At 69.6% G+C, this 12,304-nt stretch carries 15 protein-coding genes; 10 read left to right on the plus strand and 5 right to left on the minus strand.

Translation table 11 applies throughout. The features are described 5' to 3' along the window. Positions 1 to 60 precede the first annotated feature (60 nt). Positions 61 to 813, plus strand: coding sequence for an SUMF1/EgtB/PvdO family nonheme iron enzyme (locus C5E07_RS14830; protein WP_104243952.1), 753 nt, complete (start codon positions 61 to 63; stop codon positions 811 to 813). Between the two features lie 55 nt (positions 814 to 868). On the opposite strand, the gene C5E07_RS14835 is transcribed toward C5E07_RS14830, so the two are convergent. Then, positions 869 to 1,363 (minus strand): small multidrug efflux protein, encoded by a 495-nt coding sequence (locus tag C5E07_RS14835; RefSeq protein WP_104300294.1) that lies wholly within the window; start codon positions 1,361 to 1,363, stop codon positions 869 to 871. Positions 1,364 to 1,547: 184 nt separating this feature from the next. Here C5E07_RS14835 and C5E07_RS14840 point away from each other — a divergent pair, with 184 nt between their 5' ends. After that, positions 1,548 to 2,822, plus strand: a complete 1,275-nt coding sequence (locus C5E07_RS14840) for a sensor histidine kinase (RefSeq protein WP_181058068.1) — start codon at positions 1,548 to 1,550, stop codon at positions 2,820 to 2,822. Further along, entirely contained in the window at positions 2,819 to 3,421 is a 603-nt protein-coding gene (locus tag C5E07_RS14845; protein WP_104243958.1) for a response regulator transcription factor, read from the plus strand. Before C5E07_RS14840 ends, C5E07_RS14845 begins: the two co-directional genes overlap by 4 nt. A 385-nt stretch (positions 3,422 to 3,806) precedes the next feature. Here C5E07_RS14845 and C5E07_RS14850 read toward each other — a convergent pair whose 3' ends face one another. Next, on the minus strand, positions 3,807 to 4,703 hold the full coding sequence (locus C5E07_RS14850) for a LysR substrate-binding domain-containing protein (RefSeq protein ID WP_104300298.1): 897 nt from the start codon (positions 4,701 to 4,703) through the stop codon (positions 3,807 to 3,809). A 126-nt stretch (positions 4,704 to 4,829) separates the two neighbouring features. On the opposite strand from C5E07_RS14850, the gene C5E07_RS14855 reads away from it, so the two are divergent. After that, on the plus strand, positions 4,830 to 5,786 hold the full coding sequence (locus C5E07_RS14855; RefSeq protein WP_219820097.1) for a DMT family transporter: 957 nt from the start codon (positions 4,830 to 4,832) through the stop codon (positions 5,784 to 5,786). Here the strand turns inward: C5E07_RS14855 and C5E07_RS14860 are convergent. Together C5E07_RS14860 and C5E07_RS14865 are read right to left on the minus strand one after the other, a co-directional pair. Beyond that, positions 5,727 to 6,539, minus strand: coding sequence for a tyrosine-protein phosphatase (locus C5E07_RS14860; RefSeq protein ID WP_104300300.1), 813 nt, complete (start codon positions 6,537 to 6,539; stop codon positions 5,727 to 5,729). The genes C5E07_RS14855 and C5E07_RS14860 overlap by 60 nt on opposite strands. Beyond that, positions 6,536 to 7,741 carry an MFS transporter gene (locus C5E07_RS14865; RefSeq protein WP_104300302.1) on the minus strand — a complete coding sequence of 402 codons (1,206 nt, stop codon included), beginning with the start codon at positions 7,739 to 7,741 and terminating at the stop codon, positions 6,536 to 6,538. The genes C5E07_RS14860 and C5E07_RS14865 overlap by 4 nt, the downstream gene beginning before the upstream one ends. Before the next feature lie 82 nt (positions 7,742 to 7,823). Here C5E07_RS14865 and C5E07_RS14870 point away from each other — a divergent pair, with 82 nt between their 5' ends. Next, entirely contained in the window at positions 7,824 to 8,291 is a 468-nt protein-coding gene (locus tag C5E07_RS14870) for a helix-turn-helix domain-containing protein (protein WP_104300304.1), read from the plus strand. Between the two features lie 92 nt (positions 8,292 to 8,383). Here C5E07_RS14870 and C5E07_RS14875 read toward each other — a convergent pair whose 3' ends face one another. Next, a complete protein-coding gene (locus C5E07_RS14875) occupies positions 8,384 to 9,373 on the minus strand; it encodes a helix-turn-helix domain-containing protein (RefSeq protein WP_146080616.1) in 990 nt (329 codons plus the stop codon). 627 nt (positions 9,374 to 10,000) lie between these two features. Between C5E07_RS14875 and C5E07_RS14880 the strand changes: the two genes are divergently transcribed. Genes C5E07_RS14880 through C5E07_RS14900 form a run of 5 tightly spaced genes read left to right on the plus strand, consistent with a single transcriptional unit; the run spans position 10,001 to position 12,207 of the window. After that, positions 10,001 to 10,453, plus strand: coding sequence for an Asp23/Gls24 family envelope stress response protein (locus C5E07_RS14880; protein ID WP_104300308.1), 453 nt, complete (start codon positions 10,001 to 10,003; stop codon positions 10,451 to 10,453). Further along, positions 10,450 to 10,650, plus strand: a complete 201-nt coding sequence (locus C5E07_RS14885) for a DUF2273 domain-containing protein (protein WP_104243617.1) — start codon at positions 10,450 to 10,452, stop codon at positions 10,648 to 10,650. Before C5E07_RS14880 ends, C5E07_RS14885 begins: the two co-directional genes overlap by 4 nt. Further along, a complete protein-coding gene (locus C5E07_RS14890; protein ID WP_104300310.1) occupies positions 10,647 to 11,027 on the plus strand; it encodes a hypothetical protein in 381 nt (126 codons plus the stop codon). Before C5E07_RS14885 ends, C5E07_RS14890 begins: the two co-directional genes overlap by 4 nt. Next, positions 11,024 to 11,605: a DUF6286 domain-containing protein gene (locus tag C5E07_RS14895; RefSeq protein WP_104300312.1), complete on the plus strand. Its 582-nt coding sequence runs from the start codon at positions 11,024 to 11,026 to the stop codon at positions 11,603 to 11,605. The genes C5E07_RS14890 and C5E07_RS14895 overlap by 4 nt, the downstream gene beginning before the upstream one ends. Beyond that, positions 11,602 to 12,207, plus strand: coding sequence for a hypothetical protein (locus C5E07_RS14900; RefSeq protein WP_104300314.1), 606 nt, complete (start codon positions 11,602 to 11,604; stop codon positions 12,205 to 12,207). The genes C5E07_RS14895 and C5E07_RS14900 overlap by 4 nt, the downstream gene beginning before the upstream one ends. Positions 12,208 to 12,304: the final 97 nt, after the last annotated feature.

Raw genomic sequence — 12,304 nt, forward strand, 5'->3', positions numbered from 1 at the left:
CACGCCCCGACAACCACCCGACAGGCGCCAGTGGCAGCCTCCGGTGCGAGGATGGCCCCAATGGATATCGAATTCTCGGCCATCGAGGGCGGCACCGTCGAGCTGCACGACGCCCGACGGAAGCTGCGCAGGCGCGTCGAGCTGGAGCCGTTCGAGATCGGCGTCTACGCCGTCACCCAGTCGCAGCTCGGCGAGCTCCTCGGCGAAGCCACCGACGATGGGACCAGCCACCCCGAACGGCCAGCGACCGACGTCAGCTGGCTGCGCGCCATCCGCTTCTGCAACGCCGCCTCCGAATGGGAAGGGCTCGACCCCGCCTACTCGTACGACGGCGAGCAGGTCACGTGGCACGTCGACTCCGACGGCATCCGCCTCCCCACCGAATCGGAGTGGGAGTTCGCGTGCCGCGCCGGGTCGACCACCGCCCAGTACGGGCCACTCGCCGACGTCGCCTGGACGAGCCTCGACGGTGTCACCAGTCCGCAGCCCGTCGGCGGCAAGCACCCCAACCTCAACGGCCTGTTCGACACCCTCGGCAACACGTGGGAATGGTGCTGGGATCACCTCGACCCGGCCCGCTACGACGACTACCGCGTGTTCAGAGGCGGCGGCTACGCCGACGACACCTGGAGCGTCCGCGCCTCCGTTCGCCGCGGCGGTGCACCCCGCATGCACCACGAGGACGTCGGGTTCCGCGTCGCGCGCGGCGGGTTCGACGCCGTGGATGCGGCCCAGGGCTGGTCAGCGGCAGCCGACCGCGAGCGCGCGACGCTCGAGGGACCCACCCCGTTCGGGTGGACCCCTCAGAGCTGACCCGCGCCAGCCGCCATCCTCAGCCTGACGTGGCGTCGGCTCGAACAGCGAGCCGTCAGACCGCGAACTGGATGACGCCCGTGATGATGAGCGTCAGCAGGGTCGTCCACAGGACGATCGCGGCCGCCTGCCACACCAGCACACGCCCCTTCGCGATGCCGCTTCCCGCGAGCGCGGCGGCCGTGAAGTGCGTCGGGAGCAGGAGTGGGCCGAGGAGGCTTACACCGGCGACCCCGTAGCGGTTGAACGCGCGCTGGAACTTCTCGCGGCTCGCGGTCTTCGGCTTCGCATCCGCCGGTGACTTCGCGAAGCGGGCCCGGATGGCAGCACCCAGGTACACGACCAGCGCTACCGCGATGAAGTTCCCGACGGCGCCCGCCACCGCGGCGATGACCGGGTTGATGCCGCCGATGATGCCGATCGTCGCCGCACCTTCCCCCTCGATGAAGGGAACCGCGCCGGCGAGCGCCACGATGAGCGGCTGAAGCCACTCGGGCAGCTGCGCCATCAGGTTCTGGAAGCCGAGGATGAGCTCTGCGATGGGATTCATGGTGTGGCCTTTCGAAGCTGAGATCTGGGCTGCCGCGTCGGAGTACCGCGGTGATGACTCCATTCCAGTCGGGATGCTCGCGCAGCGGCAGTGTCACCGCGTCACCACTCCTCGTGAGGATGCGCGTGCCGGTTCGTGACATATGTCACGGGTCGGGCACCCGCCGCTGGCCTACCGTGGAGGGATGAGCACTCCACGCATCGGCGAGATCGCGCTGGCCCGCGGCGTGACCGCCACCTGGTGGTACACGGCGGTTGGGGTCGTCTCCTTCGTGGCGTTCACGGGCATGTTCTGGGCCTTATGGGCCTGGGCGTCGCCGGCGCTCGACGCACCCTGGCGGCTCCCCGTCGCGATCGCCGGCGGGGCCGCGTGGATCGCATCCAGCATCTTCCTGCTCCTCGACTACCGACCGAGCGTGCACGCCGCCCGTGACGGCGAACGGCACCCGCGGTCGCCGCTCAACATGACCGGGTTCGCGTTCGCCGCACTGGGCGCGCTGCTGCTCGGAGTCGGCACGTCGTCCGTACTCGCTGCGGTCGGGGTTGTCGGGTTCGTCCTGGCCGTCCGGCCGTGGACCCCCGGCGTGCGGTGGCGTGTCGTCGTCGGGGCGACGGTGCTCGTCACCGCGCTCGTCTTCGTAGAGGCGTCCAGCTTCACGAGGCAGGGCATTCCCTCGAACGCGTTCACGGCACCCGCGTTCTTCATTGTGATGCTCCCCACCATGACCGCCTTCTCCCTCTGGTGGTGGGAGATCGTCCTCGAACTCGACCGGGCCCGCGCCGCCGAGAGCCAGCTCGCCGCGACCCGCGAGCGCCTTCGCCTCGCCAACGACGTCCACGACCTGCAAGGCCACCACCTGCAGGTGATCGCGCTGCAGCTCGAGCTCGCCGAGCGGCTCCTCGCGAAGGACCCGGCGGCGGCTGCAGAGCAGATCCGCGCCGCCCAGGGCGCCGTCGACGAGGCGCGCGCCGGCACCCGAGCGCTCGCGACGAGCTTCCGAGGCGTGCCCCTGCCCGACGAGCTCGAGAACGCGGCCGACCTGCTGCGCGCCGCCGGCCACGACGTGCGGATGCACGTGGGACCGGGCACCGCATCCGCCCCAGCCGCCGTGCTCGGACCGATCGTGCGCGAGAGCGTCACCAACGTGCTCAAGCACGGCGACGGCGCCCGCGCTCGGATCGAGCTCAGCCGTGACGGCGACACGTGGCTCTACCGGATGGTGAACGACGCCGCCGGCGGCAGTGAGAGCAGCGGGGTCGGGGCCGGGGCCGGTACTCATTCCGGGGCTCACGCCGGTGCCGACATCGCCTGGGGCAGCGGCCTCACGGGCATGGGCGAGCGCCTCGAGTCGAGCGGCGGTGAAGTCGAAGCCTGGAACGACGGCACGAGCTTCACGGTGCAGGTGCGACTGCCCATCGCCGCCCAGCAGGCTGCGGCGAGCGCGGAGGGACACGCATGATCCGGGTCCTGCTCGCCGACGACGAGGACATGATCCGCACGGCGCTCGCGTCGCTCCTGCGCCTCGAGGACGACCTCGAGGTGATCGCCGAGTGCAGCACGGGTACGGCCGCCGTCGAGACGGCCCTGCGCCTCAAGCCCGACATCTGCCTGCTCGACCTCGAGATGCCCGGCCTCGACGGTGTCGAAGTCGCCGAGCGCCTGCAGGGGCTGCCCGAGGTTCGGTGCATCGTCGTCACGAGGCACGCGAGGCCCGGGGTCCTGCGTCGGGCGCTCTCCGCCGGGGTGGAGGGGTTCATCCCGAAGTCCCGCCGCGCCGAGGAGGTGGCCGACATCATCCGCCGCGTCGCCGCTGGCCGACGCTACGTCGACCCGGAGATCGCCGCGGATGCGCTCGCCGACGAACGCAGCCCCCTCACCGACCGAGAGCTCGACGTGCTGCGGGCCGGGCAGCGCGGCGAGACGATCGCGGAGATCGCCCGCACCCTGCACCTCTCCCCCGGCACCGTCCGCAACCACGTGTCGTCGGCGCTCGGCAAGCTCGCCGTTTCGACCCGGCAGCAGGCGACCGTCGTGGCCCGCGAGCGCGGCTGGATCTAGCGCGGCGGCTCCAGCGCGGCGGATCGGCCACCCACCACCCCGTTTCGGGATGGGTTCCACGCCTCGGGATGGCTTGCAACCCACCCCGAGGCGTGGAACCCATCGCGAAACAGCAGCCACACCCACGCGCGAGGGAGATTCGCGGAACCGCGTCCGGTCCGCCGCGCCAATCCGGTCGGCCGTCGGCGACCGCGGACTCAGGTCAGGAGGACACCGACGCTTCGGGATGGCTCCAACGCACGCAGATGGCTTGCAACCCATCCCGAAGCGTGGAACCCATCCCGAGAGCCAGGGGGCCAGGGGGCCAGGGGCCAGGGGGCCTGGATGCGGAGCGAACACCGGGCGGACTGCGGACGGAAGGCCACCAGGAGCGGGCGCAACCAGGTCAGCCGGGGGTGAGCCGGTCGAGCACGTGGCGCAGCAGCGGCCACTCCGCGGTGCCGCGGAGGTACGCGGCGGATGCGCGCAGCATGGGCGGGTCCTGCATCCGCACGATCCGCACGTTGTCGCGCTGCTGCCTCGTGAGGGGCAGCATCCCGACCCCGAACTCGGCGGCGATGAGGTCTTCGACGAGGGCCAGGTCGTCGGACTGGTGGGTGACGTTCGGCTCGTAGTCGGCGAGCGATGCGAGCACGCCGATCGCGATCTCATCGGCGTTGTTCCTGGAGTTGCCGATCCACTCCTGGTCGCGCAGCGCGAGCATGAGCTCGCGGTTCGGCAGCGGCACCCGCCCGCGGCCCGGGAGCGCGTCGGCGTGGCGGTCCGCCATGCCGATGCCCCACTCCCCCTGCCAGAGCCGCACGCTCTCGTAGCGGGTGGGGATGCGCAGCGGCGCGAGCGTGTAGTCGTAGACGAGTGCCAGGTCGATTCGGCCAGCATCCACGAGCGCCAGCGCTTCGTCGGGTTCCTGCTCCTCGAGCACGAGGCGCACCCCCGGGTGCGAGGCGGCGAGTTCGCGCATGATCGGGAACAGGGCGCGGGCCGCCGTGGCGAAGCCGGCAACGCGCAGGGTGCCTTGCGGCTCACCCTCGGGGTCGAAGTCGCGCTTCGCATCGTCCAGGCTCGCCAGTATTCCGGATGCGCGCGTCGCGAGCCGAGCACCCGCGGCGGTCAGCCGCACCCCGCGTCCGATTCGCTCGAGCAGTCGCGCACCCAGCTCCTGCTGCAAGAGTGCGAGCTGCTGTGACACGACGGACGTCGTGGTTCGGTGGAGCTCGGCGACCGCGCGCATGGAGCCGAGCCGGTCGAGGTCGACGAGGTACTCGAGGCGTCGTGTCTCCATGGGCCCTCCAGCCGGTGATCCTGGTCGCGGGCGTCACCGTCCACTCCATCATTGTGCGTCTTTCGCGAACGATGTGTTCGCTCATCTCGCGTGGACACGGACACCGCCGAGCGACATCCTGATTCCATGACCACGTCCAAGCTCGCGCCAGCTCCGCGGGGAACTGCGCGTTCCGGCACGCTCATGACCATCTCGGCGATGCTCTTCGTGCAGCTCGGGCTCGCGCTCAGCACGGGCCTGTTCGAGCAGCTCGGCCCGCTCGGCACCGGCTGGATCCGCCTCGTGTTCGCGGCAGCGCTCGTACTGGTCATCGTGCGCCCACGCCGTTCGTGGTTCACGCGCAGCAGCTTCCTGGCATGCGTTGTGCTCGGCGCGGCGACCTCGGGAATGACGCTGCTCTTCACGCTCGCGATCGACCGCATCCCCCTCGGCACTGCCGCGGCCCTCGAGTTCCTCGGCCCGCTTGCCGTCGCCGTGCTGCGCAGCCGCGGCCGAGCGCTGCTCTGGCCGCTGATCGCGGCCGTCGGGGTCGTGCTGCTCACTGAGCCGTGGACGGGGAACATCGACCCGCTCGGCGTCCTGTATGCGCTCGCCGCCGCCGCCTGCTGGGCCGTCTACATCCTCTGCACGCAGCGGGTGGGTGACGAGCTGAGCGGGGTGCGCGGCCTGGCCGTGTCGATTCCGGTCGCCGCCGTCATCGCGAGCCTCATCGCGGCGCCGAGCACGATCCCGCTGCTCACCTGGGAGGCCGCCCTCGCGGGCCTGGGCCTGGCCGTGCTCCTGCCGACCGTGCCGTTCATGCTCGAGATCCAGGCGCTGCGCCGCATCACCGCGGCCGCGTACGGAACCCTCACGAGCCTTGAGCCCGCCGTCGCACTGGTCATCGGGCTGCTGCTCCTGCACCAGGTGCCGGGCATCCTGCCGGTTGTGGGTCTCGCGCTGGTCATCGTGGCGGGGATCGGCGTCGAGCGCTCGGCGGGACGCGCCGCGCCACCGAGCGCCCCGACGCCCGAGGATCCCGGTTCAGGCGCCGGTGAGGCGGCCCTTGAGCGCGGCGAGCTCCGCACCGGTGAGCCCGCCTGACTGCAAGTAGGCTGCCGAGCCGCCGTGGGCATCCACCCATTCGAGGGCACGCTCGATGGCCGAGGCCGGGGTCGCGGCGACGAGGTCCTTGATCTCGTCGGTGAGCGGCAGGCCGTACTGCGCGACCATGCCGTACATGCGCTCAGCCCACTCGCCCGCGAGGCGCTCACCGGACGACGTGTAGTCGGCGACGATCGCCGATCGCTCGACGCCGACCGCGTCGAGCAGCAGCGCCGAGCCCACTCCGGTGCGGTCCTTGCCTGCGGTGCAATGCACGAGCACCGCTGTCGGCGGGGCGGTCGTCGCGTTGGCGACCAGGCGTGCGAGCTCAGCGAACGACGTGGCCCCGTGCTCGAGCATGCCGACGTAGAGCTCGCCGAGCGAGGGGATCTGCGCGAGCACCACCTCGAGAGCCTTCGCCTGCTCGGCCGGGTCTCTTCCGCCCGCCGCCGACTGCAGACCCTGCTGGACGAGACCGGACACGGCCCCTTCGAGCAGGGGCAGTTCGGCGACGCGGAACGGGCGACTCACGGGGAGGCGGTCGGGTGCCATCTGCCGCTCGGAGGGCGTGCGGAAGTCGACGATGACCCCGATATCGCTCGCGGCGAGCTCCTCGAGGCCGGTCTGGGTGAGGGAGCTCAGCGCATCTGACCTGTAGAAGACGCCGGGCGTCGTGGTACCACCGGCCGCCAGCGGCATGCCACCGGTGTCTCGGAAGTTGAAGGTGCCCTGGAGTGAAGTCGCCGTCGTCATGCGACCAGCCTAGGACGGGGCTCCGACATTCCCTCGGTCGCGTGTGAGGCCCGCCGCACGGAAGAGGCGAGCACCCAGGCGACGAGGCCGGCGGCCGCGAACGCGGCTCCGAGCATCGTGGACCCGTGCCAACCCGCCCAGGCGTAGACGGCGGTGGTGGACGCCGCACCGGCGGCCGAGCCAAGGGAGTAGAAGACCATATATGCGCCGATGGTGGTGCTGACCCGGCCCGGGTCGGCGCTGGTGAGGATGTGCTGGTTGCTGACGTGCACGGCCTGAACGGCGAAGTCCAGGACGACGACTCCCAGCAGCAGGAGGATGAGCGACCAGGTGAGCTGAGCGATGAGGAGCCAGGACGCGAGGAGCACGACGAGCGCGATTCCCGCCACGCGATTCGCGTGTCCCGCGTCTGCCCACCGTCCGGCTCGTGCTGCGCCGAGGGCACCTGTGAGTCCCGCGATGCCCACGACACCGATGAGCGTCTCGCTGAGGTGCCAGGGAGCACCCGCCAGAGGCACGGTCATCCCGCTCCACAGTGCGCCGAATGAGGCGAAGAGGAAGAAGGCGATCGCACCGCGTCCGAGTAGGGACGGCTGCGCGAGCAGGTGGAAGAACGAGCGCAGCACCCCCAGGTACGACGGCACCAGTGCGGTGCGGGAGTCCGCCCGGAGCCTGAACAGGGCGACCGCCGCGAGGCCTACGGCGAGCACCGCTAGGGCGACGAACATGCTGCGCCAGCCCCAGAGGTCGGCGAGGGCGCCAGACAGGATGCGGGAACCGAGGATCCCGATGACCACGCCGGAGGTGACGACACCCAGGGTGCGGCCGCGCTCCGCAGGGTCCGAGAGCGCGGCGGCGTAGGCGACGACCGTCTGCACGACGACGGCGAGCATCCCGGTGCTCGCGAGGCCCGCGAAGGCGACCCAGGCGACGGGCGCAGCCGCGACGAGGGCAAGTGCACCGGCCAGCAGGGCGAGGTGCACCACGATGAGCCGTCTGCGGTTGAGCAGGTCCCCCAATGGCACGAGCAGGATCAGGCCGACGAGGTAGCCGAGCTGGGCGGCGGCGACAAGCCACCCGACGGCCTCGACGGGCACCGACAACTCGCGACCCATCTGTCCGAGCACTGGCTGGCTCGCGTAGATGCTCGCCACGGCGACTCCGCAGATGACCGCGAGCACCGCTCTCGTACCTCGATTCACAGACCCCTCGCAATCAGTTGCACATTGCAACTGTTTGAACGTAGGGCAAAATGGTTGCAGTACGCAACTCAAGGGAGATCACATGTCGAGCCCCACGGCGAGCCAAGACTGGACAGACCCGAGCTGTCCAGTTGCCCGCACCGTTGACCTAGTCGGCGACCGCTGGAGCCTGCTTGTCGTCCGCGACGCCATGGACGGCGCCCGTTCCTTCACCGACTTCCAGCAGCGGACCGGCATCGCGCGCAACATTCTCACCGATCGACTCCGGAAACTCACCTCGGCCGGGCTCCTGGCCCGGGTGGATGCGCCGACCGGGAAACGCAGAGTGTACGAGCTCACTGAAGCGGGTCGTGACCTCTTTCCCGTCATCGTCGCGCTGCGGCAGTGGGGCGAACACCACGCCTTCCCCAGCGGGGAGGCGCACTCGTCACTGGTCGGCGAGGACGGCATCCGGGTGCCGGAGCTCACCCCGAAGGCCGCCGATGGGAGCTTGCTGACGAGCGAGAACACGCGCGTCGAGCACGTGGCTGCGCAGGACTCGCACCCCTGAACCCCGATCTACCCCTGAGGCAGACTGCCGAGCGGAGGGCTCGACGGAAAGACGAGACTCCGTGCGGGCGAGACGAGCAAGCGAGCGTCAGCTCACTCCGCCGCTGGAAGGATCGCCTTCTGCGGCGTCACCGCGGCGTCCGGGGCCGCGGCCAGGGCGCTGCGCATGCGCCGTGCCGTGCCGAACCCTGCGCCCCTGGCGGCCGCATCCTGATTCGCACCCTCGAGCAGCAGGCGCTGTGCGAGGCGCACGCGCGCCCTCCTGAGGTACGCCGACGCGGTGTCACCCGTCGCGGCGAACGCCCGATACAGGTGCGCCCGGGATGCGCCGAGGGCGGCGGCCATCGAGTTCACCGTGGTTGCCTCGTCTGACGCGAACCGGGAGACGTACTTGACGGCCTCGCTGTAGACGTGGGCGAGGTCGGTGCTCGCCGTGCTGAGCGTGCGGAGCTCGGTCTGAGTCGCCAGCGCCCAGACCAGCGCCTCGACGCCCAGCCCGACGCGGGTGAAGGCGGGGTCCTCAGCACGGAGTCCGCCGCTGAGGATGGATGCGGAGGCGTCGACGAGCACCTGCAGGTAGGCATCCGACGCCGAGGTCGTTCCGACGTAGTTCTCCGTGAAGGACTGGGGACGGGGGAAGATGACCAGGAGGCTGCTGACCGGGCCATTCGACGTCTTGCTGACGAGATCCTCCGGGTTGGCGAACAGCACGCTGCCGGGGGTGAGCGTCTCCAGCGTTCCGGCGATGTCGACCACGACCTCGCCTTCCAGGCAGGCGAGGAGCAGCCTGGCGGCGCCCCCGGCGAAGGCGCTCGGGACTTCGTATCGGAAGGTCGCTGCCGTGTGGCGGTAGCGGCTGAGGGCGAAGGTGTCGTTCTTGAGCACATCGCCGACGACCCTGAAGTCCTGACCGTCCGACTGGAGATGCCATCCCCAGCCCCGCACGGTCTCGACGGCCTCCGGCCCCACCTCGTCGACAGTGAGCGAGACCACCCGAGGGAGTTCCGTCCGCGTCGGCCACTGGCCGTCGCTCGACTCCCTCACGGCAACCTCGGTGTCTGCCTGACTCGTGTGCTCCTGCACCTCACCCACTCCAATCGCTCGATGTCATTCGGAGAACGCGCAGACCGCACGTTCCCTGGTGAGACGACACGAGCGCGGTGTTCGTCACACATTCCATTCTGTCGGATGGGTTGGAGAACCGGGTCGGGCATCTCACCGGATGAAAACACCCGGGGAAGTGAGCTGGAACGCAGCAAACTGCGAGTCACTCGGCGACTTCTTCCCCGCCAGAATCATTTCCGTCGGCGAGCTGAATCAAAGTCGTCCGCGAGCCGATCCAGTATTCGCATTCACAGGAAAACCCAGATCAGGAGACGCATCAGACCCGAATTGGGCCACAAAGCGGGGAGGAACTCTCGGCTACCGCCGCGTACGCCGTGCATATGCTCACCGGGCAGATACGAGTTCACTTCGCTAGGTGCACGCAATGTGAAATACCACTCGCGCATTACAGCGGACCGCAGCTGCGACCTCCACCCCCAACCAAGACCTCTTCTCACCCCTTCGCCCGCACCATCACGACGCGCGATCGGGCTCCAGATTTTTTTCCTCGAGTATTTCGTGACAAATCATGAATCGCACACGTCTCACCAGCACGACCCCGCAGCAGGTGCACCCGCACCGCCGGGCAACCACAAGGAGAGCATCATGTCGAACACCACCCCGAACGTCAGCACCTCGTCCAGCGACCGCAAGGATCTGCGCCCCGCTCACGCCGCCAACGGCAAGACCACGATCGATGACGGCGTCGTCGCGAAGGTCGCCGGCATCGCCGCCCGCGACGCCCGTGGCGTCTACGACCTCGGTGGCGGCGCGGCCCGCGCGATCGGTGCCATCCGCAACGCCATCAACGCCACCGACCAGAGCCAGGGCATCAGCGTCGAGGTCGGCGAGAAGCAGGTCGCCGTCGACGTGACCATCGTCGCCGAGTACCCCGTCTCCCTCCAGGACGTCGCCGACGGCGTCCGCGCCGACGTGATCCGCGCCGTCGAGACGATCGTCGGCCTCGAGGTCACCGAAGTCAACGTCACCGTCAACGACGTGCACCTCCCCTCCGAAGACAACGACACCAACACGACGGAAGAAGCGCGAGTCCAGTGAACACCGCATCCCTCACCCGAACCGGCATCCTCATCGGCGCAGTCCTCGCGCTCACCTGGATCATCCTCGGCTTCTGGGCGTTCTTCTTCGTCGCGATCGCGATGATCATCGGCGGCGTCATCGGACGCATCCTCGAAGGAAAGCTCGACGCCAGCGCTCTCGTCGACGTCATCCGAGGACGGAACACCTCCTCATGAGCATCGCCGCGACGACACATCACGGCGCGGCGCAGCGAGGCACAACACGACTCACCGCGAAGGCCCTGACTCGTGTCGCGTCAGCTGTCGCCGGTGACGCCCTCGGGGTCGACGCCGGCAGCGTCAACGTCGACCTCGACGACCACAACGGCAACCTCGCGCTGCGGATCAGCACACCGATTCGTGTGCCCTCCCTCTCCCGCATCCGCTCGCAGGACGCCGCCATCGAACGCAGCGGCGGGGCGATCCTCGATCGAGTCGAAGCCGCGAAGGTCGCGATCCGGGACCGCTTCCAGACGTTGACCGACTCGCGCGTCGACCGCGTCATGCTGCGGATCACCGGGCTCGACATCCGACCCGAGGAACGAGTCACATGAGCAACCACGATTCCCTCTACAAACGGGTCGCTCGGCGCGAGTCGCATTCGCCACGGTCGGCGCTCGCGATCGTCCTGGCCGTGCTGCTGATCATCGTGGCGGCCTGGGTCGGCACGGAGATCGTCCTGGCGCTCCTGGCGCTCCCCGCGCTGCTCGTCGCGCCGGTCGACATGTTCACGTCGACCCTCGGCGTCCTCGAGCAGCCCGCCCAGTACGTCGGCCCCGCCGGCGCTGTCGTGGCCATCATCGGGCTGATCCTGCTCATCGCAGGCCTCGCCCCCGGTCGCCGTTCCCGCCACGCGTTGCGCTCGTCGCGGACCGCGACCGTCGCGGACAACGCGGTCATCGCCTCGGCGCTGGCCCGCCACGCGGCTCGAGCTGGCCACGTCAGCCCGGACAACGTCACCGTCTCGGTCTCGCACCGCCGCGCCGACGTCCACCTCGTGCCCGCCTCCGGTGTGCCCGTCGACGCCGCCTCCATCGAAGCCGCCGTCACCCGGCAGCTCGAGCAGTACGAACTCACCCCACGCGTCACCGCCAAGGTCCGCGTCGCAGAGAACGGAAAGGTCGGCGCATGAACAGCACGAACCGAGGCCTGAACCGCCTCCTCATCGTCGCCACAGGGCTCCTTCTGCTCATTGTGGGCGCAGCCGCCGCCATCGGCGCCTGGCTGCCCGGAGCCAAGGACACCTGGACCCCCATCTCTGAAACGGTCACCACGCAGGTCGGCAGCTGGCTCCAGCAGACCCCCTTCCCCGGCACGGACTTCAGCTGGCTGATGATCGCCGTCGTCGCCGTCCTCGTGGTGGGCATCATCCTGCTCCTCGCCTTCAGCCTCCGACAGGGGCAGGGTCGGACGGGAACCCTCATCCACGACCGCGCGTCGAAGGCGGGACCGACTGTCGTGGACGTCAGTGTCGCCAGAGACGCGCTCTCGGACTCGCTCGGCGAACGCGATGAGTTCCTCTCGACCAGCGTCTCCGCCTACGAGGTGCGCGGAACCCCGGCGCTGAAAGTCTCGGCGAGCTGTCGGCGAGGGGTCTCCCCGAGGGACGCCGCAGACCTCGTCGAACGTGACCTCCACACCCTCGACGCTCTGCTCGGCAGGGAACTGCCGGTGCTCCTCCAGCTGACCGGCGGGTTCAGAGCACAGACCCAGAAGCCGACTCGCCTGCAGTAGCCAGACCCCCACCCAACAAGCACGCCCCAGCTCCAACCCGAAAGCTCCACCACCATGTTCCTTCGCATCATCACCTTTGCCCTCGGCATCATCACCA

Source organism: Pseudoclavibacter sp. RFBJ3, assembly GCF_002931375.1.
Classification (GTDB): Bacteria; Actinomycetota; Actinomycetes; order Actinomycetales; family Microbacteriaceae; genus Pseudoclavibacter.